Raw genomic sequence first — 25,820 nt, forward strand, 5'->3', positions numbered from 1 at the left:
CGAAGCTGCCTTCGTCTCGCTTGCCTGTGCGGAGAGAGACGAAGGAATCAGACTAAGTACCAGTATAACAGATAGCGATTTCTGGTATTTCAACGGCCTTCCTCCTTACAATACGAATAATCTCGTATAGTATGACCTTAGGCACGCTGAAATATTTGAGTATCACGGTTCTTTGTGATTAGGTTCCCATGTTATACAGAAAATAAACGATCAGGAAAAAGGCGAAACAAATGAGCAGGGTAGCAATAAGCGCCATTCCACGTCTCAGTCGATCCGGGATAGAATTGCGTCCCAGAATAAGCACAATACCAAGGGAGAAGGCAAGGATAATAAAAATGACGACATTGCTTGAGTCAAGCTGCATGGGTTAGACCCCTTTGAAGGCAGCCATCAATTGACGCCATTCATCCTCACGGTTCTCAAAATCTGCTTTTGGGAAACGGCGTTCAGCCCAGTGCATTAAGGCAGGACGACTAAGGAAAGTATGGCATTCTTCGCCCCACTCTTCCGAAATTTCTCGCAGTACGAGATATTTGCCTTGAACTTCAACGGTCATCATATTCCACTTGTCTGTTTTGTATATTTCATGTTTTTTTATCATAGGTAGTCTCCAAACTAACGGTTTTGGTAAAATGATACCGTACCCTACGATTCAAAGCAAATTTTTTCGACATTTATGGAAAGTTAAATTGCAAAATGGAAGCCCATACAGTATAATGAGGGTATTCGCCATAGATGGCGATATTTTTAGGAGGTTTTTCATTTGAAAGGTACAGTTAAATGGTTTAACGCAGAAAAAGGCTATGGCTTTATTTCAGTTGAAGGCGGCGAGGACGTATTCGTACATTTCTCCGCAATCCAAGGAGACGGCTTCAAAACATTGGAAGAAGGTCAAGCGGTAGAATTCGAAATCACTGATGGAAACCGTGGTCCTCAAGCAGCTAACGTAAACAAACTGTAAGAATTTATCCGGTCAACGGACTTCTTATACATGATAAATTTGTAGCTGAATATTAAGAACCCAAGCACAGTCCCCCAAGGGAGGCTGTGCTTTTTTTGATTCTCAATTTACGATGTAAATCACGGTTGAAGATGGTGCAGGTGTCTTGTGTGTTCAAGACACACGATTGGTCATGCTGGACCATAACTTTAATCCGAAACCGATCAGTGCAGCCAGAGAGAACGCCATAGCGGTGAGATAGAAGGTTTGTCTGCCCGCGTGTTCCAGCAACAGTCCACCCAACGTTCCACTAAGCAGTCCCGAAGCACTGGACCAGACAATAGTGAACAAAGCCATACCCGTAGCCCTGTAACCGTCCGGAACCAGACGAATGATATAACGGACTGCCGTAACGTAGAAAATACCGAAGGTCACACTGTGCATCGTCTGAATGGCAACGACAGCTGCCGGTGTATCGGATATGGACATCAGAAGCAAACGAACCGTGTACATCAGCGCAGCAAAAGCAATGAGCGGCAGTTCCTTATAACGGTTTCCATACTTGCTGAGCAGCAGAAATATGGGAATCTCACTTACAGAAGAGATCAGCAAAGACCAACCGATCAGCCCTTCACTGGCACCCAGCTCTTTCAGCGTGATGGTAAGAAAAGCTTCGTTCATCCGATGCCCCATGGCAAGCAAAAATACACAGCCAAAAAAGGTGAGTACATCTCTGCGTTTCAAAATAGCCCATAGCCCCGATAGATCCATCTTGCTACTAGTTCCCGAAGGTTGATCCTTCAATTGAAAACTGATTAACAGTGTAGTGGCCGCAAGACCAACGCATACCCAGATCGTCCATGCTGGACCAAAAGATCCAAGGAAATACCCGATACTTAATGCAAAGAAGGCATATCCGATCGATCCGAAGACCCGAATGGAAGTGAAATTTCGACCGTACTTGCTGGCCGTTGTAATCGCCATCGTATCAGAGAGTGGATAGACCGGATAATAGAAAAAGTAAAACAGGGTGACAAGTACAAATACCTGACCGAAGGTTGTTGCATTGGCGAGCATGACTCCTGTAATCAATTGACCACCAAGCAGAATGATCATCACTTTGCGTACTGTTTGGTAACGGTCGCTGGCCATGCTCCAGAACATATTGGAGAACACGGAGATGAGAGGACCAATGCCGTAGAGGTAACCAATCTCAGCCCGACTGAAGCCCAGATGACTGAAGTAAAGCTGGAAGTAGGAAACCACTAGAACGGTGGAACCGAAAATGGTGAACATGAGAGCCCGCAGCCAGTTCTGATCCGGGCGGGCGTTGTGACCTAATTTCATGATGAGAGACTCCAATCCTGATAACAGTTCAATAATTTTATTACCCTTTTAGGGAGGGTGATTTACCAGTAGGTGGTGTGGACATTGTAGGTTCTTTCTGCGTGCGTCGGATGACAAGCCAAACAATAGTAAGTTCGGCGAGCAGGCCAAGGGATTGGGCTACAGCGCCAATCATGCCGTTCCATGCAGGGAAAATACTAACAAGAATAAGCAGCACGATTACCGTGCAGATTGCATTCGCCGTTTGCGAACGAAACATCGTTTTCGTCTGACCGCGAAGCAGAATGAGGCCGTTACTGAAATCCAGAAAAGGGAAGATCAGCGGAAATAAGACGAACGCACGCAGTGTCCACAGACTTTGTTTTAACAGTTCACCCTGAACGCTCATGACATTTTCAAGTACCCAGGGCCCCAAGGGGGTATAGGCAATCGACACCATTATCGCAAACGGAATAAATCCGGTGACAAGTGCAAATTTTCGTACCAGTTTGGCGTCCACAAGGTAGAAATTCAACACGATCTGATGGATGTATGTAAAGAAGCTTACCATCAACTGCATCAGACTGCTTGCTATGGCAAAGGAAGAAATGGCCAGTGCGATCCCGGTCGTTTTGCCAAGTACGATGTTAATGACGGGTCCTATAAACAGGGCTACAAAGCTGGATAGCAGCAGCGGTTTATAAAAGCGAAATACGTCTCCCCTGCTCTCGACGGGATGATCCTCAAGTTTGGCTGGCATCTTGCGCTTAATGCTGTTTCCCTCCAAAAAGCTGACCAGCGCTTCAATCATCATGCCCGCAGCAAAAATGATAGCGCCTACACGTCCACTGTCAATGCTGTCTGTGTAGATGAAATACAGGGATAGGCCGTACATGCCGGCTAAACGGAATATCATGCCGATGGTTAACCACTTGGTTCGGTTATTCGTAATGATGATCCCCTGATAGATGTTGCGGATCACTGAGAAGATACTCACATACATGAGAATTTCATATACGTCGATGACTTTGTTCAGCAGATCAGGACTTACACCAAACAGATATTTGAACACCCCGGTACCCACGGGAGAATATACGATCAGAAAACCAATAAGAAGTACACAGGCAAGAAATATTTTGGTCACAAACGTGAGGGCCTGAAAGGATAGGCGATCGCGAACCAGTGCGGAACAGGTTTGCCGCAGCAGGGTGGAGGGGCGTTCCGTGAGGGTTAACAAGCTACCGGCGATGGCATAGCTGGCAATCACCGTCTCGGGATGAGCGGAACGTGCTAATGTACTGTTTATAATGACGTGAGAAATGGTGACGAGAGAGGCGGAAATGCCAAGTGGCACAAAAAAAGAAAATAACCGTCTCCACGAAAGTGATTCACTTGACGACATGTCAACGACTCCTTTGATGGATGAAATATGCCTAGTATATCACAAAGCTTTGAGCGCGGATGCGATTTTTTGCGCGGAATATGCGGCAGATCATTTGTACAATTAAGGGGATCATATTATAATAGGAATGGTTAAAAATCGCTCTAATACGTATTCAACCAAGTGGAGGCACATTTATTTTGAGCCAATCAAATCGAAAACGTCATCAATATCCGCGTGGACCGCTGGCATTGATGAGAGGGGTGTACAAATACACCATTCCGGAAACACGGAAGGCATTGAATGGATGGCGTGCTCAGGCTGAGGCAATTCCGAATGAGGAATTGCGTACGCAGGCACTTGCCAGTCTAAAGGATAAACAGTTTCACTGTGAAGGCGGAACCGTCTACGCGTTAGCTGATTTGCCCAACAGACACATTCTGATTCCGCTGATCGTTTCATATCAGACTATTAGTGATTATTTGGACAATCTGTGCGACCGCAGCACATCGATGGACCCGGATGACTTTCGTCTTCTCCATCAATCTATGCTTGATGCGGTAGATCCCGAAGCAATTCCCGTCAATTATTATGCCCTCCGTGAGGAGCAGGATGACGGTGGATATCTGCGGAATCTGGTGACCACATGTCAGGAACTGACCCGTCAGTTACCAGGCTATGCGTCCGCCAAGCCCCAAATTCAGGATCTGGCAGGTCTATACACGGACCTGCAGGTATATAAGCATATCAAGCCGGAACTGAGAGAAACGGCACTGCTCGAATGGTGGTCGAAGCATCGTCATCGTACACCTCAGTTTCGTTGGAACGAATTTGCTGCTGCGACTGGCTCTACACTGGGCGTTTTCATGCTGTTTCTGGCTGCGAGTGACGATCAGTTGACTGAAGAGCAAGCGGCCTCGATCCACACGGCCTATTTCCCACATGTATGCGCATTGCACATTATGCTCGATTATTTAATTGATCAGGATGAGGACCGCATCGGGGGAGATCTCAACTTCTGCAACTATTATGAGAATGTAGAGACCATGCTGGACAGAATTGCTTTTATTGTGGAGATGGCACGCAGCGATGTGCAGAAGATCCCGGGAAGCTCCTTTCACCGGATGATCATCGAAGGACTGATTGCCATTTACCTGTCTGATCCCAAAGTCAGCGAACAGCAGGAAGTTCGCGTCGTATCCAAACGTCTGATGAAGAATAGTCCGATGACGAGAATATTTTTCTTCATTTTCAGTCGCTGGATACGGAAAAATATGTAAGTCAGGTGTAATTGCGGAGCCTGAAGTGAAACTAGAGGAGGAAGAAACATCATGACAGCAGTAAAGAAAATCGCAGTGTTAACGAGCGGTGGTGATTCACAGGGGATGAACGCGGCCGTTCGTGCGGTTGTTCGCAGCGGACTGTTTCACGGTCTCGAAGTATATGGAGTTCAACGTGGATACCAAGGTCTCTTGAATAATGACATTTTCCCAATGGATTTGCGGAGTGTAGGGGATATCATCCAACGTGGGGGAACGGTTCTTCAATCGGCACGTTGCAAGGAGTTCTACACAGCTGAAGGCCAGCAAAAAGGTGCGGACATTCTGCGTGCACGTGGCATTGACGGTCTGGTTGTTATCGGTGGAGACGGTTCCTACAACGGAGCAAACAAACTGAGCAAACTGGGCATTAACACAATGGGTCTGCCAGGAACAATTGATAATGATATTTCATTCACCGACTATACGATCGGATTTGATACAGCTGTAAGCATAGTAGTTGACGCAGTAAACAAATTGCGTGATACGATGTCTTCACACGAACGTTCTTCCATCGTTGAGGTTATGGGTCGTCACTGTGGGGATATTGCTCTGCATGCCGGACTTGCTTCGGGTGCTGAAACCATTCTTGTGCCGGAAGTTCCGTTTGACATGGACGAAGTGGCAGATCGGATGAAAGCTAACTTTGCACATGGTAAACGTCACAGTATTATCATCGTTGCAGAAGGCGTGGGCAAGGGTGAGGATGTGGCGAAAGAACTGATGGAACGTTGCCCGACATATGAGCCGCGTGTAACCGTTCTGGGTCATATTCAGCGTGGGGGTACGCCAACACCTTTCGACCGTAACTTGGCGAGCCGTCTGGGCGACTTCGCTGTTCGTAGTCTGATCGCAGGCGAGACAGACAAAGGTTGTGGCATTATCAAGGGTGAACTTACCCTGACGGATATTGATAAAGTCGTTAACACGAAAAAAGATTTTGATATGGAGACTTACGAGCTTGCGCAACGTTTGTCCCAATAATTCGATTCATAAGCAAAGAGCACAATCCCGCATGAACGAGGATTGTGCTCTTTTTGTTGTTTTACGTTTTTACGGAAGTGAATATTAATATTACGCCTTGCGCAGTGCGGCATGTTTTTGTATCCGAAAGAGTCTCCAGAGAAGCGCTGTTGCTCCTACAGCAAGGCCGGCAATGAGTCCGATCCAGTATCCAAAGGCACCGAGAGAAGTATATGTAGCCGTTAGATAACCAACAGGCAAGCCAATAATCCAATAAGCTATGAACGTAATGATTAGTGCCGGATTCACATCTTTGTAGCCACGCAATGCTCCCTGGGTCGGTGTAGCAATGGCATCCGAGATCTGAAAGAAAATGGCGTAAATGAGGAAATGCTGCGTAAGTGCAATGACCTCTCGATCGTTTGAGTACACACCTGCAATCTGTTCACCGAACACAATCAACACGATGGCTGTCAGCAGGGAGAGTCCGATGGCTCCACCAATGCCGAGCAGACTGTACTGTTTGGCATCTTTCAGACGCCCTGCACCTGCCTCAAAACCTACAAGGATCGTAAGAGCCATACATATGCTCACAGGCAGCATGTAGAGCGTAGAAGCGAAGTTCAGAGCCGCCTGATGGGCAGCGATCGTTGTGGTATCAAATCGGCTCATCATTAAAGTCACCGCAGCGAAGATGGACGTTTCGAAAAAAGTCGCGAATCCAATCGGAACCCCGATCTTGAGTAACTCTCTCCATTTGGCCAGGGATACGCGGGTCCACTGACGGAAAATACCGTATTGAGCGAAAGGCTCCATCCGATGGACAAAAAAGAGACTAATGAGAAAGATGAGCCAGTACGTACAAGCTGTAGCAACTCCAGCACCAACGCCGCCCAATTGGGGAAAGCCCCAGCGGCCGAATATCAGCAGGTAATTCAGCAAGATATTAACGGGTAGCGAGACCAGTGTAATGAACATTGTCGTTCGCGTCTGACCAAGTGCATCCATGAAGCTGCGCAGCACGGTATACCCGAAGAGTGGGATAATGCCAAAAGCGAGTGCACACAGAAAATAAAAGGCCACTTGGGCAACGTGAGGTTCCAAAGGCATTCCGTTTAGTATAGGGCCAAGTAACAAGGCCCCGGCTCCGATAACGACTAGACTGACAGCAATGCCAAGATACAACGCCTGTATGACGTTATATCCGATCTGATCATTACGTTTGGAACCTAACAGATGAGAGACAACGGGGGTTATGCCAATTAGAATGCCGCTTAGTCCAGTTTGAACTGGCATCCACAGACTTGTGCCAATCGCAACACCTGCAAGGTCGGCCGGGGAAAACTTGCCTGACATATTCGTATCGAAGAACGACATGGCAGAGAGGGCGATTTGAGTGGTGAAGATGGGCAAAAATATAATCAGGAATTGCTTCACTTTTTGTGAAAAACTTGTTGTGTTCATGTTCACTGGCAGTGCCTCGCTATTCTAAAGTGATGTCATCCAAGTGTCATATCTGGACAGCTATTCATTGTAGTGGATTTTGTCCGATTTGAATAGGGACAGAAGCAGAAGAGAGGCACAATCGAGAAAGGCAAGCATAAAAAACCTCGTTCCGCCTGAAGCGGAGCGAGGTTGGATGAATACAAAGATATGCAAAAGTGCGGATTACTCATATTGTACACCGGATGTATAACGATTGGACGCATTCCAGAGCAGATATTCATGCACATCCATGTCTTTCATCGCTCTAATCTGGTCTTCCACTTGTTTCTTGCCATACTTGATATAATGCCCACTTCCGAGCCAACTTGCCGTAAAGTCCTGAATCCACGGACGAATGACGGGTTTGAGCTCTTTGGTAGGGTCCAGTTTCTTGTGTGTGTCTTCCATGGAGCCCTTGATGGTGGTGTAAGGATCTTTGTCAGGGTCCTTCACTCCATACCATCCCGTTGAATAGTGACTAGGGTATACCATCGGAGAGATGACGTCCACATTTTCGGATATTTTCACAAAATCTTGTCCAATGCCTTCAGCTGCAGGTACAGAAGCGGCATAACCGAAAATATCCACTGAGACACGAACACCTAACGGCGCGAGCTCCTTGCGTGCATATTGCACGAATTCAGCCACAACATCGACCCGTGACTTGTCGGACTTGGTATATTTTAGTACATCGGCCCGAGTTTCGAAACCTTCCGGGAAACGAACGTAATCGAATTGAATTTCTTTGAATCCAAGTTTGGCCGCTTCCTTTGCAATCTCGATATTATAGTCCCACACTTCCTTGCTGTACGGATTCACGAAGCTGTCGCCTTTGCCATTGGCCCATACAGATCCATCCTTATTTCGGAAGGAAAGCTCTGGATTCTTCTTGGCAAGAATCGTATCTTTGAATACAACGACACGTGCGATCGGGTAGACATCGTGTTTTTGCAGCCGTTTCATCAAGGCATCGATATCCCGAATAAAGGGTTGGGATTTGCCCATTTTCTGTAGCGCTTTGTTTTCTGTGGGATAAGTTATGTATCCGAGATCGTCTTTGATATCAATGACCATGGCATTCAGTTCGGTACTGTCTGTCAGTTCCAGCAATTCTTTCATACGTGCCCCGCCAGCGCTGTAGGCTGTGACGTAAATACCTTTGACCACAGGTGCGTCAGGTTGAGGATCCATTTTGGCAGGTGGGTTATCAGCATCAATAACGACCTGATCTTTTTGAGATTGGATGATTGCGGTGTTAAAACTGTTGGTTAACGATTGGAACTGGGGGTTTCCCTGATCCGCTGCTGCGGGGGTACCACCAAAGCTTCCAAAGGCCATAGCCAATAAAGCCAAAAACATGTTCATTCATTTCCACTCCCTTATGTGCATTCCATATATGAATTATACATTAAAGCCTCCGGGCTTTTAACCATATTAAGCAAGTAATGAAACACATGGAAAAAATGAAAACCGCTTCCTGCAGAGGAAATCCCCTGCAAAAAGCGGCGTGATCAATCTGAAAAAAATTATTGAATGTAAATCTCATTTTGATGCTCACAAATACTGTACTGAATGATTTCCATTGCGTCTCCCTGTTCCAGGATGCCCAGCCCATCCCGGAGGACAATCAGTGAGTCGAGTTCATTCGGTTTCAAGAAAGGGAGCATTTCCGGGCACCATCTGTTGACAATTTCAAACAGTTTTACCGTTTCCATATCCACATTAATCACCCTTTCCTACTCGAATTCCAAAATGGTAAGTCATTCGGTGCATTCGGGAAAGCATATGGCCTGTGAAATTGAAGGGTTGAACCTGCTATACAACATATTTAGGAGCCGTACACCGTTATTATACCACAATGTTGTGAATTGTTAACCGTACAGGTGTCTTAACTTCTGCGAAATGAGCCCATAACACCAACCGTTTCCACTATGTTAACAAAAGCATTTGGATCGGTATCCTTGATAATACGTTTAATTTCAACCAGCTCGTAGCGGGTGGTAACGGTCATGAGCATGTCCTTTTCAATATCCGTGTATGCTCCCTGAGTCTTAATTTTGGTAACTCCACGAGGCCGAACAAGTAATTTTTTTAACATGGCTTCGGTTTCGTTTGTGATAATATACAGGGTTACCTTGACGTGACTGATATGGATCAGATCAAGCACCTTGCCCGTGATGTAAATGGATACCATGGAGGCCAACGCTGTATTCCAATTGTCACTCAGGTATCCTGCAAGCATAATAATCGAACCGTTCATGCCGGCCATCACTGTACCAATCGGAAAGTCTCGTTTACGTGTGAAAATGGACCCAACAATGTCGAGTCCTCCTGTGGAGCCGCCGACGCGGAAGGAAACGCCAGTGCCCATTCCAATGAGCACACCGCCAAATACAGAACTAAGCAAAGGGTCTGTAGCCACAGCAAAAACAGGCAGAAGCGCAATGAACCAAGAAGTGGCTGCTACCGAGAGAATACTTAATGTAATGAAACGACGTCCAAGAATAAACCAACCTGCAATGAGCAGGGGAATGTTAAGAACAAAATACATTATACTAAGATTCAACGTTGTAAAATAACCCAGAAGCATTGAAATACCGGACACCCCGCCGCTTAAAAGCTGATGGGGGACCAAGAACCAGTTAAAGCCGCAAGCAATAGCTGCGGCACCCAAAATGATCACTAAAGAGTGCCAAATTATTTTGGGCAATTTAATCACCTCATTTATATTTAAAACCAGATTGCTGGTAATCTTGAATTGTTTTGTGATATAATGATTTGTGGATATTCTTGAGTAGGAAACTTTTCCCAAATGGAACGATAAAATTTGAAATGTTTCAAACACATGTATGTAGTTTTAGTCTTATGTTGGGGACCCATTCATGGAATTATAATCGTTCGTGAAAATAATTTGCCCAGTTGGGATACCCTATAAATATTAACGCTACTTAAGAATACAGACAACAAAGTGGATTGTCCACCATGTCCACCATATAAAAGGAGTATGAATAATTTTGACAAATTTAAATTTCACAGATTTCAATCTTGAACCGCTGGTGCTGCAAGCCATCACTGAGCTCGGGTTTGAAGAAGCAACACCAATCCAATCCAAATCAATTCCTTTGGCGCTTGAAGGAAGAGACTTGATTGGTCAAGCACAAACGGGTACTGGTAAAACAGCTGCATTCGGTATTCCATTGATCAGCAAAATCACTAAAAGTGACGAAAAAATCCGCGCCCTCATTATGGCACCTACACGTGAACTTGCAATCCAAGTTGCTGAAGAGATCGAAAAACTCACTCGCTTCAAAGGTCTGCGCTCCCTGCCAATCTATGGCGGACAAGATATCGTTCGTCAGATTCGCGCACTGAAAAGAAAACCACAAATTATCATTGGTACACCTGGACGTCTCCTTGACCACATCAACCGCAAAACAATCAAACTTGATGATGTACAAACTGTTGTATTGGATGAAGCAGATGAAATGCTCGATATGGGTTTCATGGAGGATATTCAGTCTATCCTGAAACAAGTACCAGACGAGCGTCAAACGATGCTGTTCTCAGCAACAATGCCTCCTAACATTCAAAAATTGGCTCAACAATTCTTGAACAACCCTGAACACGTATCTGTAATTCCTAAACAAGTAAGTGCACCATTGATCGACCAAGCTTACATTGAAGTTCCTGAGCGTCAAAAATTCGAAGCACTTAGCCGTTTGCTAGATATGGAATCTCCTGAACTGGCGATCGTATTCGGACGTACCAAACGTCGTGTTGATGAATTGGCTGAAGCTCTGCAAAAACGTGGATATTCTGCTGATGGTCTCCATGGTGACCTTTCCCAGAATCAACGTGATACAGTAATGCGTAAGTTCCGTGACGGCAGCATTGATGTACTCGTTGCAACAGACGTAGCTGCACGTGGTCTCGATGTATCCGGCGTAACTCACGTTGTGAACTTTGACCTTCCGCAAGATCCGGAGAGCTATGTTCACCGTATCGGTCGTACAGGTCGTGCGGGTAAAGAGGGTGCTGCTTGGTCCTTCGTTACACCGCGTGAGATTGATCACTTGCACTTCATTGAGCGTGTAACACGTCACCGTATTCCACGTAAACCACTGCCAACAATGGCAGAAGCTGTTGAAGGAAAACAACGTTTGACAGCAGAACGCTTGCTGGAAATCGTACAATCGGGCGAATTGAACGAATACAAAGGTATCGCGATTCAAATGCTTGAGCAATATGATTCTGTTCAACTGTTGTCGGCTGCTCTGAAGCTCCTGACAGGTGACAAAAAAGATGCTCAAGTTGACCTGACTCCTGAAGATCCAATCCGTGCGAAGCGTCGCAAACCGGATGTTCGCTCTGGCGGACGTAAACCATCTGGCTATAGCGGTAACCGCAGCAGCGGCAGTGGTGGTGGCTACAACCGTGATCGCAACAGCGGTGGCGGCGGACGTGGTGGCTACAACCGTGATCGTAACAGCGGCAGCAGCACTGGTGGCGGAAGCAGAGAAGGTGGTTACAACCGTGACCGCAAACCTCGTCCAAGCTCCAACGAAGGACGTCGTCCAGCAAAAGATTCCTCTTTCGAGTAATATAAATGTGTGAACTTGAAATGGAGCAGGCAACTGCTCCATTTTTTTATTTTTAGATGGCTATTTTCTTTTTTCTGATTATGCAAAGCACTGGTCAAAGGCTGAGCTGATCTCTTTTCGGGAAGTACTGGCTTTTCCTATCTATAATAAGGTATATTAATATTAGACTTCAGGTAATACGCAAGGCTGCGGAGGAGGAGAAATGTTTGGAATTTAAAGGAGCTATGGGTGGGATCTACCGGCTTACAGAGTGGATTACGAGACTGGCCGCAACCAATCTGTTGTGGGCTATTTGTTCGTCTCCGTTCTTGTTTTTCTTGATTATGAAACTGCTCGTTATGCAGCAGAACCTCGCCAACGAATCATTGCAAATGAACTGGGCTATAGCCATTGTGGCACCGCTTACACTATTCCCGGCGACGTCGGCGCTGTTTACGGTTGTTCGTAAATGGAATATGGGAGATACGGATGTGCCGATCTTCCGTACGTTCTTTGTAGGTTACAAAGAAAACTACAAGCAAAGTTTAATCGGGGGCATTTTTTACACATTGTTGTTCGCGATCATGTATCTGGATTATACGGTGTACATGACCCAGTTCCGCAACATGCAGCTCGTGGGAATCATTATGCTTGTACTGCTTCTCTTGTTATTTGTATCACTCTTTAACTTTTTCTCAATGGTTGTACATTATCACATGTCCATTGGACTCATTATCAAAAATGCAGTACTGTTAACGCTGATCAGACCATTCCGTGTATTTTCCACATTGCTGGGAAGCGGACTACTGTTCTACATTGGTTTCCGTTATCCGGTCTTGTTCGTCTTCTTCATTATCAGCATCATTGCCTGGTTCGCGTTCTTTAACTTCTACGCAACCTTCAACAAAATGCAGGAGCAGATGGAAAAGATGCAATTGAAGAAGGAAGAAGAGGAAGCTGCCGCGCTGGCTGAACAATCAGCAGAGAATGGTGAAACATCTGAGCCATCAGACGACAAAAACATTACATTGCAAAAATAAAACATGATGAATCGCCATTTACTTTTTACACAGTTAGGGATATAATAATTGTACATCCTGCGATGTACGTTTCGGTTATTCGTTGTTTTGAACCAATGATGATGTCTTCGGGAGATCAACACAGAATGTTGCTGAAAAGCCCTGTCTATACGACATGGGGACTTCAAAAAGCATTTTTGCGGTCACCCACCTGCCAAGCAGGTTCATAAGACAATGTAGCCGGACGGCATAGGCGGGTTCCTAAATTTTCATGTACAGCACCCTGACTTTCCCTCTTCTGAAGGAATCTCAGGGTGTTTTTAAGTTGTGATGATGGTTTTTGATTGGTTTTGTGATAAATATGATGCTTACCCTTTTGTTACTACTTGAACAATGTTACACTTAGATACATAAATGGAACGGTTACAATCAAAGGAGGAAGGGTCTTGACCTTAAAGAGAACGCTCGTCGGTATCATCCGCAGCATGGAGGGGACCAGCGATCGAGCCAAGGATCCCAAATTAAAAACACGGTATTATAACTTATCTAAAGACAGAGCTTGGGAAGAGGTTTCTTCAACACTCAAAAAAATTCCGGGTTATAAAGTGCTGCACGAAGTTCCTTCTGTTGGAGAAGTTATACTGGAGAAGCGGACTACCTTTGGACGGACGATGGATATTACAGTTTCCATTATCTCGGTAAGTCCTGTTCGTAGTGCGGTGGATATGTATTCAGCTTCACGTGGTTCGCTTGGAGATTTGGGTTCGAATTATCGCACGATTATGAACTTATTCTCCGTACTGGACAAGAAGCTAAGCAAGTATAAAGCGAATGATTGAAATAGATGATAAATAACAAAAAGCGAGTGAAGGTTAACCTTCCTCGCTTTTGTTCTGAACGTGTGGTAACTTCTACAGCAAAGCTTTTACAGCAGCAATGGCTTGTTCGAAGTTAGGGGAGTCTGTCATTTCAGGCAAATACTCCACATATGTAATCCGGTCTTCGGCATCCAAAACAAAAATGGAGCGCATGTCGAGTTGGAATTCTTTGATCAGAACGCCGTAGTCTTCACCGAAAGAACGTGTTTTGTAGTCTGACAATGTAACTACGCGGTCAACACCAGCTGCCCCGCACCAACGGGCTTGAGCGAACGGAAGGTCAACGCTTACTGTCAAGACAACAACATTGTCTCCCAGTTCTCCAGCTTCAACGTTGAAACGACGAGTTTGCGCATCGCATACGCCAGTATCCAGGGAAGGAACAACGCTGATTAATTTGATTTTGCCTGCGTAGTCTTTCAGGGAAGCATCTTCAACCAGGTTTTTGCTCAGTGTAAAATCAGGTGCTTGATCGCCCACTTTCAGTTCGGGTCCGATCAATGTAATAGGGTTGCCTTTGAATGTGGCTGCGCCTGTACGTTCTTGTGTCATAATAATGTTCCTCCTTATAAATTGGTGATCCGTGCCAAAATCCATTATAATCTTTTATGAAAGGCATTGTCCAATTCGGACATGTACCATTACGATGGATCAGAGATTAAGTCCGATCTGAACAGGGTGGAGTGAAAGAAGAAATTTATGATATTTATTCGCTATGAGAACTGGAAAGGTTATCTGAAGTATTTCCCTTTGACGTCGATTTTTTTAATTGCCAATGTTGTGATGTTTATTGTGTTAACGGTGAACGGTGGCTCAACGAACAATATGGTGCTGCTGAAATTCGGGGCACTTACGAATCATGAACTGTTCGCACAGGAGTGGTGGCGTTACATTACATCAATCTTCCTGCATGCGGGCTTCAGTCATTTATTGTTTAACAGCTTTGCGTTAATTGTATTTGCACCACCAATGGAACGTCTGCTCGGGTCGGTAAGGTATGGTGTATTGTATCTGGGTGGTGGTGTATTGGGTAATATCCTTGCTGTTGCATGGTACAACTCGATTGGAAGTATCACCATCTCCGTTGGTGCTTCTGGAGCGATCTATGCCGTCTATGGTGCATTCCTGTATGTAGCGCTGTTCCAACGAACGATGATGGACGAGGCTTCGCGCAAAACGATGTACACGCTGCTTTTGTTCGGGATCATATTCTCTTTCGCGATGTCGGGCATCAATTGGATGGCGCACCTCGGAGGATTGTTGGGTGGATTCTTTATTTACGGACTGTTGATTAGGTTGTGGAAACCTCGCAGCTTAAAGCGGTAGTCAGAACGTTCTCAAGATGGAATGCAGTCAAGGATAAGTAGGGTATAACAGATTGGAGCGATCAGGACGAGTGGAATTAAGACAGTTGCATTACTTTTTGAAAGTGGCACAGAAGGAACATGTAACACAGGCTGCTGAAGAGCTGCATGTGGCACAGTCGGCGGTGAGTCGTCAGATTCATCAGCTGGAAGAAGAACTGGGCGTGGACCTTTTTATGCAAAAGGGGCGAAACCTGCAGTTGACTGCAGTAGGACAGCTTTTTTGCAAACGAATTGAAGGTATATTAAAAGATTTGGACAAAGCAGTCGGGGAAGTTCATGAGTTTCTTGACCCGGAGCATGGGGAGATCCGCATTGGATTCCCGCATAGCCTGGGGATTCATCTCATTCCTTCCGTTGTAGCTGCTTTTCGTCAGCGCTACCCTAACGTGAAATTCAGATTCAAGCAGGGGATGTTCCCTACATTGATTCGTGACGTGTTATCGGGAGAGGTAGACTTGGCATTCATTTCTCCTTTTCCAGAGAAGCATGATCAAGTGGCTGGTGATATTGTACTCACGGAAGAATTACATGCCATCCTTCCTCCGAATCACCCGTTAGCTGGTGAAGAGACCATTGCGCTTGAACAACTCAAGGATGATAAATTTGTATTGTTTAGCAAAGGTTATTCTCTTCGTCCTATTGTGTGGCATGCCTGTCTGGAAGCTGGTTTTACACCCAAAATTGCTTTTGAAGGGGAAGAGACCGACACGATCCGCGGATTGGTCGCTGCGGGCATGGGGGTCAGCCTCCTGCCTGAGATGGCGCTATTCCAGACAAACCCGTTGCAACCGGCACATGTCGCCATCTCCCATCCAAAAGTAACACGGACCATTGGGTTAATTCACCGTGCAGATGACAAGTTGCCGCTGGTTGCCCAGTCCTTTCGTTCATTTTTGCTTCATTATTTTGGTTTACAACAGAACAATACCCCATCCGATTAACGGTGGGGTATTGTTTTTGTTGTATGAGCTATGCAATTAATCGCGGCTATTGAAGATTCCGATGTAACGAATCAACTCAAGCAGTGAGATCAACGCTGCAGCGACGTAAGTCAAGGCTGCGGCGTTCAGGACTTTTGCAACACCTTTTTCTTCTTCATTACGGATGTACCCTTCAGATACCATAATTTCTCTAGCGCGGTTACTCGCATTGAACTCAACCGGTAACGTGATGAGTTGGAATGCTACAGTTACAGAGAAGAAGATGATACCGATCCCTACAAGGTTCATGGCATTGAAGAGGAATCCTGCAATCAGCAGGAATGGAGCTAATCCGGATGCGAAATTCACAATGGGGAAGATCCGGTGACGCAGTGCCAGCATTGGATAACTTTCTTTATGCTGAATGGCATGACCAACTTCATGGCAGGCTACCGAAACAGCTGAGATTGAGTTTTCATAATATACTGGTTCTGATAACCGTACAACCCGATTGATCGGATCGTAGTGATCTGAGAGCGTGCCGCGTACAGGTTCAATTGGAACATCATGCAGACCGTTAGCATCTAGCATCTGGCGAGCAGCATCGTAACCCGTCATTCCGTTTTGGTTCGGGACCTCTGACCAACGTCTAAATGTACCTTTAACGCGAAATTGCGCCCATAAAGAGAGCAAAAAGGCGATAATGATCAATACGAACATACCGTTATTAAAACTCATATTCATTCCTCCGCTTTCTGAAATAAGCTACATCATGGTGTTCTCAAGCAAGATTTTAAGTGCCTCCATTGTACCGGCGCTTTTGGTGAGAAGTCCTGCCATCATTTTGCGTGCTTGTACAGGTTTCATCTCTCCAAGTAGCGGTTTGAGTTCATTAACCTCTCGCTCAAGTTGTTGTACGTGAAGCTCCAATGTTGTCAATTTGCTGGCAACTTGTTCTTCTGTACTAACCAGACGCCACTTCTCAAGAGATTGCTTAATCTCGTCGAGACTATACTTCTCTTGTTTCATCTGTACAATACGTTCAAGCCTCGTTAAAGTTTCATTACTATAGAGACGATAATTTTTTTGTGTACGTTCTTCGGGAGCGATCAACCCAAGCTTTGTGTAATAATCAATCGTCCGTTCACTTACACCAGCGGTCTTGGCGAGTTCGCCAATCCGAAAAAGTTTCATATCCCCAATGATATTCACCTCGCTTGCAAGTTCAAATGTAGGGAATTGTAGTTTCCAGTTGCGAATTTCTATACTACGCCCAATTTTTCTTACTAATAAGTATGATACATGATCTTTAACCGTACAGTCAAACGTTATGCTTTGGCGATCAGGATACCGCATTTCTATAACTATGTACTCATAGAATGTGATTATGTACTTAAGTGCAAGAAAAAGACGTATGACTTTATTCCCAGAAATAATTTTCAGTTTTGATGAAAATACTCTTGTCAACTTTCCTCTCTTCTGCTTATAATGACATTAAGAGTTTCACGTTATGTGAAGAAACTTAACATAAGAGGGAGTGGGGTATATGAGAAAGAAATGGTTGGTTTCCATGTTAGTAATGCTTACTTTGTTCGCTTTTCCGGTCAGCGCATTTGCGGCTGCGGAGGGTCCAACTAACATTGAACTTCAAAGTGGTTTGAACTCAGCCTTTACGTTTCTGGCTGTGGTACTCGTATTCTTGATGCAAGGGGGATTTGCTTTACTCGAAGCGGGTTCAACACGGATGAAGAATGCAGGACACATTGCAGGTAAGACCATCCTGACATTGGGAATTTCAGTTATTGCCTTCTGGGGGCTGGGTTTTGGTCTAGGCTTCGGTAATGGTAATGGATTTTTTGGAACTACCGGATTCTTCCTAAGTGGAGACAGTATGGCTGCTTCCTTCGAATCACTGGCTTTCTCCGATGTTCCACTGACTATCAAATTTGTATTCCACCTCGCCTTTGCGGCGGTATCTCTGGCCATTGCCTGCGGTGGTATGGCTGAACGTGCAAAGATGAGCGTATATATCGTGTTTGGTACATTGTATACCATTATTATGTATCCGGTTGTTGCTCACTGGGTATGGGGCGGCGGCTGGTTGGCTGAGCTGGGTATGCAAGACTTTGCAGGATCGACGGTAGTTCACTTAACTGGTGCGACTGCAGCATTGGTAGCTACCATCTTGTTGAAACCACGTATCGGTAAATATAACAAAGACGGCAAACCTAACATCATTCCAGGTCACAACCAAGTGTATTCGGTACTCGGGGTTATTATCCTCTGGATCGGTTGGTTTGGATTCAACCCAGGTAGTACGTTATCTGCCATGGGGGATGGATTCTTCGGTTATGTTGCATTGACTACTAACGTAGCTGCAGCAGCAGGTGGTGTTGCTGCGCTGTTAATCTCGTGGGCAGTACTTGGTAAGTCAGATATTCCTAGCATGTTAAACGGTGTGCTTGCGGCACTCGTTGCGATTACAGGGGCATGTGCATTCGTTGAGCCTTGGGCAGCGCTGGTTATCGGTGCTTTGGCGGGTATCATCACATTCTTCACAGCACAGTACTTCGATCGTAAAGGAATTGACGATCCAATCTACGCTTTCTCCGTACATGGTATTGCGGGTATGTGGGGTGCGATTTCCACAGGTTTGTTCGCTACTCCTGAACTTGCCGAGAATGCTGGTGTAGGTCAAGCGGGTCTGTTCTATGGCGGTGGCTTCCACCAATTGGGCGTACAACTTCTAGGTCTGGCGGGTGCTTTTGCCTTCGTACTGGTGATGTCCTTCATTATTCTGGGCGGAATGAAAGCGATCATGGGCATCCGTGTTACTGAAGAAGAAGAAACAATGGGTCTGGATATCAGTGAGCACGGTACTTACGGATACCCTGAACAAATGAAAAGCGTAGATTCAAAATCCAATGGTGGTACGTTCAGCTCCTGAGTTGGATAATGCTGAAACATGCATCAAGGAGGCTGGACATGATGGAACCCATCTCGTTTACAAACTACTCCTGGTCTTATCAGGGAATCGATGGTGCGGTGTCTGTTCCAGAACTGCGCCAGGCACGTGTGATATTACAGAATGAGCTCCAGGATTTGTTGTCCGCTTCCTTGTCGCCAATCGAGTGGTACCAAACGGTAAATGAACTGCATGACCGGATTGCACGGAAAGCAGTAGAGTTATGCATTCAGGGGATGGTTGAGGAAGGCTTAGGCCAACCTCCCGTCCCCTATGCCTTTATCGTATTTGGCAGTTCTGGCAGGGAAGAAGCAACGTTATGGAGTGATCAGGACAATGGCATGATTATTAGCGATATCCCACATGAGGGTAAAGGGGCATACTTTGCCGAGCTTGGACAGCGAATCACGGATATGTTGGAAGGGCTTGGTTACGCCAAGTGCGAAGGAAAAGTTATGTGCTCAGAGTCACTGTGGAGAAAAACGCTGGCATCATGGAAGCAACAATTGGCAGAGTGGAGTTCAGATCTGAATTGGGAGCCTGTTCGTAATCTGATCATCGCTTCAGACATGCGTTTTGTTGCGGGGCAGCAGAGTCTGGCAGAGGAGTGGATCACAAGTTTTTATGAACAATTCAGACTTGTTCCTGAACTTTCGGATGCTGTTCTTCGCAATACGGTTAAACATAAAGCTACATTAAATGTACTTGGACGTGTGGTCACAGAACGATTTGGTGAACATGCAGGTGGATTTGATGTCAAGTATGGTTTGTACATCCCACTTGTGAACAGTGCCCGTTATTTGGCTTTGCAGCATGGGATCAAGGAGTCATCTACGTTAAAAAGAATGGAGAGACTGACTTCACTTGAAGCTGTTCCGTTTACACTACTGGACGCATGTCAGCGGGCCTTCATAGCCGCTTTGAAGTTTCGCCGAAGTACGCCGGTTATCATCCAAGGGGATTTGCAACATAGCAGCGGGTTCCTGGATGAGAAACAGATGAAACAAAAACAGATTCATTATGAGCTCAGGGATACGCTCGGGTTGGTACGACGAGTGCATCGTGCTTTGCAAAGACAGTTGCGTTTTGCAGAAAGGAGACGTCCATGAGAGAGCCGGCAAGGGGCAATACAGGATTCTGGAATTCGCTGCGTCAGGGAGGGGTTCCTTCCGCCATCGCTTCCATTATGGGAGCCCCTACGGCGCAACACATGGCGTTTATCCGCTCGATGATGAGAGAACAGCGCAGACCTGAGGTTCTGCATACGCCTCTAAACGAGTTAGACGCAGTTGTATTTGATCTGGAAACAACGGGTTTTTCACCCCAGCATGGGGATGAGATTATCTCATTTGGTGCGGTCCGTATACATGGTGGTGTGGTGCTGGAAGGAGAACAGTTCTATACGGTGGTGCAGTCCAAAACTGCGGTCCCGGAACATATTACTGAACTTACAGGTATTACACAGGAGATGACACTGAACGCGCCAACTTTGTTGGAGGGATTGCATGATTTCATGTCTTTTGTAGGCGGAAATGTTCTGATCGCACACGCAAGTGCGCATGATCGCGCCTTTCTCAATGCTGCGTTGTGGCGGACTTCAAAAGTAAGACTGACGCATCGTTTAATTGATACGATGATGTTGGCTCGCTGGCTTGAACCAAGCAGGCCGGGGTATGGTCTGGATGAATTACTGGAATCCAGAGGCATTCCGATCTATGGTCGTCACCATGCACTGGAAGATTCGAAAATGACTGCACAGTTATGGTCCTGTTATCTGGAGGACATGATGCGTAAAAATGTGGAGACCCTGGGTGATTTGTATACCCAGCTAAGTCACGCATAACGGAACGGGAAGCAGATGGTAAGAAGGCGCAACGTGGTGTGCTTGATCCGGCAATTCCTTCGAAGATTCAATCTGATATCCGTTCAGATGCATACGCGATCGCAACCCGCTTGTTAGGTCAGGTGAGCCGATGAGGTACATCTGAAGCAAACCGGCGAAGGCGGGAAGAGCTTGCATGTCCTCTAGGGAAGGAACAGGACTAGTCTGCGGATGAGAATGGAAGATGCCGATGAGTTTGGGTTCGGAGAAAACGCACCGAATCCATTCGGCATCGTCCAGAGCAAAATGGTGCAGCGGGTCAGGTGCTACGTTACGAATGGGCTGAAACCGACTGATTCGTATACCGCCCGCTGCGGTTTCACCCAGCATAACCCCGCAGGCTTCTTGCGGCAGCGAAAGGAACATGTGCTTACACATCTCTTGTTCTACGGAAGAAGGGATGTAGAAGGTGTTCTGCTGTCCGTGAAGTGCTGCCATTTGTATTCACCCCTCTCTCTTTGGCTCCTGCTTAGGCAGGAGTCCTTTTTCATTTTATTTTCTGTGATGTGGATTGTAAAATTTTAAAGGAAAAGGGTACAATATTAAAGAGGACATTGGTGAATTATGTTCTGGTGATCTGTAATAGATTGTCGTAAACATCTAACATGCGCGAAATAAGGTTTCAGTTTCAATAGGTTAATTATATAAAAGGGTGGCGGGTTATGAAACGAAACATATACATACTCCTCGGTGTTGTCTTGCTAGTTGGTATTACACTGGCCCAGAATGCGGGCGATGGTATTGCCGCCGTATTTAAGCAGGAGGAACCCATGCCTACTGAGACGGGTCCGCGTGCGGGTCTTCTGGCACCTCCTTTTTCTCTGACAGCAATGGATGGGAAAACGTACAGTGTGGGCGGCGCCAAAGACAAGGCGACTTTCGTCAGTTTCTGGGCATCGTGGTGTGATCCGTGTAAACAGGAAGCTCCCGAGCTGAACAAAATGGCTGAGAAATATAAGGATAAGCTTGATCTCTATGGCGTTAATGTAACATCCTACGATAAACTGAAAGATGCCAAAGCTTTTGTGGATGAATACCAACTGAAGTTCCCCATTCCCTTGGACGAGAAGGGAACCGTGTATGCTCAATACAATGGGGTCGCCTTTCCAACGAATGTTCTGATCGACTCCAGAGGCGTTATACAGGAGATTATTCTGGGCATATTGCCCGAAAAAGAGTTGGAACGTAAGATTAAAGAATTAATTGCAAATTAATTACTGCAAAGAAAGAAGCCTTTGCATCCATGAATCATGGGTACAGAGGCTTCTTTTTATTTTCCGGGAAATACACTTTAATGATTACTCAGCCCGTGAGCAGGAATAGGGAGTGTGCCCGGCTCATCCTGCAATTTTTCTTGAAGCAGCGCATAGCGGAAACTATGCACGAGAGCTTCCCAACTGGCTTCAATTACGTTCTCGGATACACCAACCGTGTTCCACGTGTTTTCCGTATTTTTGGATTCGATCAAAACACGAACTTTGGCAGCAGTGGCATCCTTCTCATCCAGTACACGTACTTTGTAGTCCGAGAGATGCATGTTGGCAAGTGAAGGGAAGTATTGCACCAGTGCTTTCCGAAGCGCATTATCGAGTGCGTTAACCGGACCATTACCTTCAGCAGCGGTATAGACACTTGTTCCAGCTACATTAAGTTTGACAAAAGCTTCAGAGACTACGGATTTGCCCGCCGTTTTCTCCACAAGCATTTTGAATGATTCGAAAGTGAACAATTCTTTCATGTCACCGTTCGCTTCACGAATTAACAATTCGAGCGAGGCGTCAGCGCCTTCGAACTGATAACCCTGATGCTCCAGGTCTTTGATTTTCTCAATAATCTGACGCGAATTGGCACTGCTTGGATCGAATTCAAGCCCCAGTTCCTGCGCTTTGGATACAATATTACTCTGTCCGGCAAGTTCCGATACCAACACACGTTGCTTGTTACCGACAAGTTCAGGCACGATGTGTTCATACGTACGCGAATCCCGCAGGATGGCAGAGACGTGGATCCCACCTTTGTGAGCAAAAGCAGCATTGCCGACATAAGGCTGATTAATCGGCATGTTTACATTGGCAATCTCGCTAACATAACGAGCCACGTTGGTAAGCTGTCTCATGGACTCCTCAGTAACACATTCATAGCCAAGCTTCAGTTGCAGGTTCGGGATAATGGATGCGAGATTGGCGTTACCGCAACGCTCTCCATAACCGTTCATTGTTCCTTGAACCTGACGGGCTCCGGCTTGTACAGCGCTTAGTGTGTTGGCCACAGCCAGTTCACAGTCATTATGTGTATGGATGCCGAGATGTGCATGAGGCAGGCTTCTATGCAGTGTGGATACGATCTCGTACACCTCGTTTGGCATGGTCCCGCCGTTGGTATCACACATGACGAGCCAGTCCGCTCCAGCCTCGTGAGCCTTGGTCAAGACAGCTTGAGCATACTCCGGGTTATGTTTGAATCCGTCAAAGAAGTGTTCTGCATCAAAGATGACTTCCATACCGTTCTGTTTCAGATAGGCGATGGAATCATAGATCATGGACAAGTTCTCTTCCAGGGTGGTTTGCAAAGCAGTATGCACGTGGAAGTCCCATGATTTACCGACTAAGGTTGCAGCTTGGGCACCGGATTCGATCATGCGCTTCAGGTTAGCGTCTTCACTAGCAACGCTGCCTTTACGGCGTGTACTGCCAAAAGCAACGACCTTGGCGTTCAGGTTCAATTCCTTGACTCTTTTGAAAAACTCAATGTCCTTGGTATTGCTGCCTGGAATTCCGCCTTCAATATAATGGACACCCAGGTCATCAAGCTTCTTGGCAATTTTGAGTTTGTCGTCTGCCGATAAGCTGACACCCTCCCCTTGTGTGCCGTCACGTAAAGTCGTATCGAAGATGGAAATGGCCTTTGACATGAAGATCCTCCTTTGAGATAAAGCGCTCTTTTAAAAGTTTGGATTGTAAGTTGGGAAAAGCAGTTAAGTACGGTAATGGACAAATCCTTCAATTCGGCAACGCTACACTGTGTTAAACTGGATGCGTTGATTTGTCCTAAAGTTGTCAATTTGTATAATTAATTATTATAGCACCATTATAGCCAAATGCTACATCGAAATCACAGTTTCATGTAATAATTAATGGATTTTAGAGCTAAAAGAAGGATGTTAATCATAATTCGTATGTATGTTATAATTTATTATTGAGTTTTAATAGAAATATGTGGAAAAAAAGGAGGGTTGATTTTGACTTTTGTATGGGAAAATACGATTATTGCCCTGATCACGTTGATTCTTTTTGTGAGTGTAGGCTGGTTGGTTATTCGATCTCTGATCAGATCTCGGAGAAAATAAAAGCCCGCGACTGAATTTACATAACGGGTTTGATATACTATAGAAGAAAGAAATTCGTTTCATTAATTAGTGTGCATGAAAGGGCGGGGGTCATGATGTCTTCAGACGGCAATCCTCCAGCGAATGTGGATCAATATTACCCTACAGCCGGACGGGTGATACTGCATGTGGATATGAATGCTTTCTACTGCTCTGTACATGAAGCGGAAGAACCGGATCTATATAGAGGAAAAGCAACGGCCGTTGCGGGAAGTAGTGAACTGCGCAAGGGTGTAATTGTAACCTGCTCATATACCGCTCGTAACCGAGGGATCTCAACAGGTATGGTTGTACACCAAGCCATGAAAAAGTGCCCTGACCTCATTGTGATTCGTCCCGATTTTCATCTATACCGTCAATATTCAAGAGCGTTCATGCAGATTGCATATAGTTATACGCCTCAACTTGAGGCAACATCCATTGATGAGTGTTATCTTGATATTACAGGCTCAAGACAATTCGGGAATCCAATGGAGATTGCGGAGAGCATTCAGCGTAGAATCAAGGATGAATTGGGACTGCCTTGTTCCATTGGCATTGCACCCAACAAATTATTGGCGAAAATGGCTTCGGATCTGAAAAAACCGAACGGTATCTCCATTTTGCGCATGAGGGACGTACCCCGGATTCTTTGGCACAGGCCATGTAACGAAATGTTTGGCATTGGCAAAAAAACGGCTGAAAAGTTGAAAAAAATAGGCATTGAAACCATTGGTCAATTGGCCAAGTCGGATGAGAACATGTTGACCGAACTATTTGGAGTCAATGGAGCCTGGCTCAAAAACTCTGCAAATGGCATTAACCATTCCGCGGTTCACGCAGAACGGGAAGCCAATAAGTCCATTGGGCATACGACAACTCTGCCGGCGGATGTATCGGATATGAATGAGATTCATCGGGTATTCCTCAATATAAGTGACCAGGTCGCCAGAAGATTGCGTAAGCACGAAATGTTCAGCCAGGGTATTCAGATTACGATCCGGACACCCGATATGAAGACGATCACCCGATCACGTCTAATGGAAGTTCCTACGGAGGATGCAGTCGTCATTTACCGTGAGGCATGTCAATTATTTGAGAAGCATTGGGGAAGTGGCAAGCCTGTACGTATGCTGGGTGTGACACTTCAAAACCTGATTCCAAGAGAGGAATCTGCTGTGCAGATGGACTTGTTCGAATATGAGCAGAAGCCCAAAAAGGACAATCTGATTCGGATTATGGATCAGTTACGTGATAAATTTGGTGAGAATGCTGTTGTGACTGCAGGCATGCTTGGGGACGATCCTTCCGTACTGCTTCGTAATCATAAAGTGCGGGGGACTTCACTGCAAAAAGATAACTTGCAAAGTCTTGATTAAATAGGGGATAATAGAGACTTATGGTTGCAAAATGATTTGTAATTATTCTTAC

26 protein-coding genes and 1 other RNA gene are annotated in these 25,820 nt (G+C 45.7%); 14 read left to right on the forward strand and 13 right to left on the reverse strand.

Annotated features, from left to right (window positions below):
• Positions 1–178 precede the first annotated feature (178 nt).
• On the reverse strand, positions 179–364 hold the full coding sequence (locus MKZ12_RS10320) for a hypothetical protein (protein WP_047842378.1): 186 nt from the start codon (positions 362–364) through the stop codon (positions 179–181).
• A 3-nt stretch (positions 365–367) separates the two neighbouring features.
• Positions 368–601 carry a hypothetical protein gene (locus tag MKZ12_RS10325; protein WP_017689395.1) on the reverse strand — a complete coding sequence of 78 codons (234 nt, stop codon included), beginning with the start codon at positions 599–601 and terminating at the stop codon, positions 368–370.
• Between the two features lie 162 nt (positions 602–763).
• Here MKZ12_RS10325 and MKZ12_RS10330 point away from each other — a divergent pair, with 162 nt between their 5' ends.
• On the forward strand, positions 764–961 hold the full coding sequence (locus MKZ12_RS10330; RefSeq protein WP_017689394.1) for a cold shock domain-containing protein: 198 nt from the start codon (positions 764–766) through the stop codon (positions 959–961).
• Between the two features lie 153 nt (positions 962–1,114).
• On the opposite strand, the gene MKZ12_RS10335 is transcribed toward MKZ12_RS10330, so the two are convergent.
• Both MKZ12_RS10335 and MKZ12_RS10340 read right to left on the reverse strand, forming a co-directional pair.
• Positions 1,115–2,287: an MFS transporter gene (locus MKZ12_RS10335; RefSeq protein WP_339260273.1), complete on the reverse strand. Its 1,173-nt coding sequence runs from the start codon at positions 2,285–2,287 to the stop codon at positions 1,115–1,117.
• A 40-nt stretch (positions 2,288–2,327) separates the two neighbouring features.
• The gene (locus tag MKZ12_RS10340; RefSeq protein ID WP_339260274.1) at positions 2,328–3,668 is read right to left on the reverse strand and encodes a multi antimicrobial extrusion protein MatE; all 1,341 of its coding nucleotides are present in this window, start codon (positions 3,666–3,668) and stop codon (positions 2,328–2,330) included.
• A 179-nt stretch (positions 3,669–3,847) separates the two neighbouring features.
• On the opposite strand from MKZ12_RS10340, the gene MKZ12_RS10345 reads away from it, so the two are divergent.
• Together MKZ12_RS10345 and pfkA are read left to right on the forward strand one after the other, a co-directional pair.
• Positions 3,848–4,927, forward strand: coding sequence for a tetraprenyl-beta-curcumene synthase family protein (locus tag MKZ12_RS10345; protein WP_339241170.1), 1,080 nt, complete (start codon positions 3,848–3,850; stop codon positions 4,925–4,927).
• 51 nt (positions 4,928–4,978) lie between these two features.
• Positions 4,979–5,950, forward strand: a complete 972-nt coding sequence (gene pfkA / locus MKZ12_RS10350; protein ID WP_253433325.1) for a 6-phosphofructokinase — start codon at positions 4,979–4,981, stop codon at positions 5,948–5,950.
• Between the two features lie 90 nt (positions 5,951–6,040).
• Here pfkA and MKZ12_RS10355 read toward each other — a convergent pair whose 3' ends face one another.
• The 4 genes from MKZ12_RS10355 to MKZ12_RS10370 all read right to left on the reverse strand — a co-directional run bounded on the left by MKZ12_RS10355 (position 6,041) and on the right by MKZ12_RS10370 (position 10,124).
• Positions 6,041–7,393 carry an MATE family efflux transporter gene (locus tag MKZ12_RS10355; RefSeq protein ID WP_339261371.1) on the reverse strand — a complete coding sequence of 451 codons (1,353 nt, stop codon included), beginning with the start codon at positions 7,391–7,393 and terminating at the stop codon, positions 6,041–6,043.
• A 204-nt stretch (positions 7,394–7,597) separates the two neighbouring features.
• Positions 7,598–8,779, reverse strand: a complete 1,182-nt coding sequence (locus tag MKZ12_RS10360; RefSeq protein ID WP_339241173.1) for a putative glycoside hydrolase — start codon at positions 8,777–8,779, stop codon at positions 7,598–7,600.
• A gap of 161 nt (positions 8,780–8,940) precedes the next feature.
• Positions 8,941–9,129, reverse strand: coding sequence for a hypothetical protein (locus MKZ12_RS10365; protein ID WP_029880762.1), 189 nt, complete (start codon positions 9,127–9,129; stop codon positions 8,941–8,943).
• Between the two features lie 173 nt (positions 9,130–9,302).
• Positions 9,303–10,124: a YitT family protein gene (locus MKZ12_RS10370; RefSeq protein ID WP_091017520.1), complete on the reverse strand. Its 822-nt coding sequence runs from the start codon at positions 10,122–10,124 to the stop codon at positions 9,303–9,305.
• Positions 10,125–10,428: 304 nt separating this feature from the next.
• Here MKZ12_RS10370 and MKZ12_RS10375 point away from each other — a divergent pair, with 304 nt between their 5' ends.
• The 4 genes from MKZ12_RS10375 (at position 10,429) to MKZ12_RS10390 (ending at position 13,852) form a co-directional block, all read left to right on the forward strand.
• Positions 10,429–12,015 (forward strand): DEAD/DEAH box helicase, encoded by a 1,587-nt coding sequence (locus MKZ12_RS10375; RefSeq protein WP_339241176.1) that lies wholly within the window; start codon positions 10,429–10,431, stop codon positions 12,013–12,015.
• A gap of 206 nt (positions 12,016–12,221) precedes the next feature.
• A complete protein-coding gene (locus MKZ12_RS10380) occupies positions 12,222–13,034 on the forward strand; it encodes a DUF624 domain-containing protein (protein WP_017689383.1) in 813 nt (270 codons plus the stop codon).
• Between the two features lie 51 nt (positions 13,035–13,085).
• Positions 13,086–13,277: non-coding RNA, 6S RNA (gene ssrS, locus MKZ12_RS10385), on the forward strand.
• A gap of 182 nt (positions 13,278–13,459) precedes the next feature.
• Positions 13,460–13,852: a DUF1499 domain-containing protein gene (locus MKZ12_RS10390; RefSeq protein ID WP_017689382.1), complete on the forward strand. Its 393-nt coding sequence runs from the start codon at positions 13,460–13,462 to the stop codon at positions 13,850–13,852.
• A gap of 72 nt (positions 13,853–13,924) precedes the next feature.
• Here the strand turns inward: MKZ12_RS10390 and tpx are convergent, their stop codons facing one another.
• Entirely contained in the window at positions 13,925–14,443 is a 519-nt protein-coding gene (tpx, locus tag MKZ12_RS10395; protein WP_339241177.1) for a thiol peroxidase, read from the reverse strand.
• 147 nt (positions 14,444–14,590) lie between these two features.
• Between tpx and MKZ12_RS10400 the strand changes: the two genes are divergently transcribed.
• Positions 14,591–15,217, forward strand: coding sequence for a rhomboid family intramembrane serine protease (locus MKZ12_RS10400; RefSeq protein ID WP_253433339.1), 627 nt, complete (start codon positions 14,591–14,593; stop codon positions 15,215–15,217).
• Positions 15,218–15,287: 70 nt separating this feature from the next.
• Positions 15,288–16,199: a LysR family transcriptional regulator gene (locus MKZ12_RS10405; RefSeq protein ID WP_339241179.1), complete on the forward strand. Its 912-nt coding sequence runs from the start codon at positions 15,288–15,290 to the stop codon at positions 16,197–16,199.
• 36 nt (positions 16,200–16,235) lie between these two features.
• Here MKZ12_RS10405 and MKZ12_RS10410 read toward each other — a convergent pair whose 3' ends face one another.
• Both MKZ12_RS10410 and MKZ12_RS10415 read right to left on the reverse strand, forming a co-directional pair.
• Positions 16,236–16,916: a zinc metallopeptidase gene (locus MKZ12_RS10410; protein ID WP_338593613.1), complete on the reverse strand. Its 681-nt coding sequence runs from the start codon at positions 16,914–16,916 to the stop codon at positions 16,236–16,238.
• A gap of 27 nt (positions 16,917–16,943) precedes the next feature.
• Positions 16,944–17,372, reverse strand: a complete 429-nt coding sequence (locus MKZ12_RS10415; protein ID WP_017689377.1) for a MerR family transcriptional regulator — start codon at positions 17,370–17,372, stop codon at positions 16,944–16,946.
• Positions 17,373–17,724: 352 nt separating this feature from the next.
• On the opposite strand from MKZ12_RS10415, the gene MKZ12_RS10420 reads away from it, so the two are divergent.
• Genes MKZ12_RS10420 through MKZ12_RS10430 form a run of 3 tightly spaced genes read left to right on the forward strand, consistent with a single transcriptional unit; the run spans position 17,725 to position 20,986 of the window.
• Positions 17,725–19,125 carry an ammonium transporter gene (locus tag MKZ12_RS10420; protein WP_339260276.1) on the forward strand — a complete coding sequence of 467 codons (1,401 nt, stop codon included), beginning with the start codon at positions 17,725–17,727 and terminating at the stop codon, positions 19,123–19,125.
• Between the two features lie 38 nt (positions 19,126–19,163).
• On the forward strand, positions 19,164–20,252 hold the full coding sequence (locus MKZ12_RS10425; protein ID WP_339260279.1) for a DUF294 nucleotidyltransferase-like domain-containing protein: 1,089 nt from the start codon (positions 19,164–19,166) through the stop codon (positions 20,250–20,252).
• Positions 20,249–20,986 (forward strand): exonuclease domain-containing protein, encoded by a 738-nt coding sequence (locus MKZ12_RS10430; protein WP_339241186.1) that lies wholly within the window; start codon positions 20,249–20,251, stop codon positions 20,984–20,986. Before MKZ12_RS10425 ends, MKZ12_RS10430 begins: the two co-directional genes overlap by 4 nt.
• Here MKZ12_RS10430 and MKZ12_RS10435 read toward each other — a convergent pair.
• Positions 20,972–21,463, reverse strand: coding sequence for a Mov34/MPN/PAD-1 family protein (locus tag MKZ12_RS10435; protein WP_339241188.1), 492 nt, complete (start codon positions 21,461–21,463; stop codon positions 20,972–20,974). The genes MKZ12_RS10430 and MKZ12_RS10435 overlap by 15 nt on opposite strands.
• Positions 21,464–21,687: 224 nt before the next feature.
• On the opposite strand from MKZ12_RS10435, the gene MKZ12_RS10440 reads away from it, so the two are divergent.
• Positions 21,688–22,239, forward strand: coding sequence for a TlpA disulfide reductase family protein (locus MKZ12_RS10440; RefSeq protein ID WP_339241191.1), 552 nt, complete (start codon positions 21,688–21,690; stop codon positions 22,237–22,239).
• A 77-nt stretch (positions 22,240–22,316) separates the two neighbouring features.
• On the opposite strand, the gene cimA is transcribed toward MKZ12_RS10440, so the two are convergent.
• Positions 22,317–23,936 carry a citramalate synthase gene (gene cimA, locus MKZ12_RS10445; protein WP_339241194.1) on the reverse strand — a complete coding sequence of 540 codons (1,620 nt, stop codon included), beginning with the start codon at positions 23,934–23,936 and terminating at the stop codon, positions 22,317–22,319.
• Between the two features lie 530 nt (positions 23,937–24,466).
• Between cimA and MKZ12_RS10450 the strand changes: the two genes are divergently transcribed.
• Positions 24,467–25,768 carry a DNA polymerase IV gene (locus MKZ12_RS10450; RefSeq protein WP_339261373.1) on the forward strand — a complete coding sequence of 434 codons (1,302 nt, stop codon included), beginning with the start codon at positions 24,467–24,469 and terminating at the stop codon, positions 25,766–25,768.
• Positions 25,769–25,820: the final 52 nt, after the last annotated feature.

This window comes from Paenibacillus sp. FSL R5-0713 (genome assembly GCF_037973325.1).
Taxonomy (GTDB): domain Bacteria; phylum Bacillota; class Bacilli; order Paenibacillales; family Paenibacillaceae; genus Paenibacillus.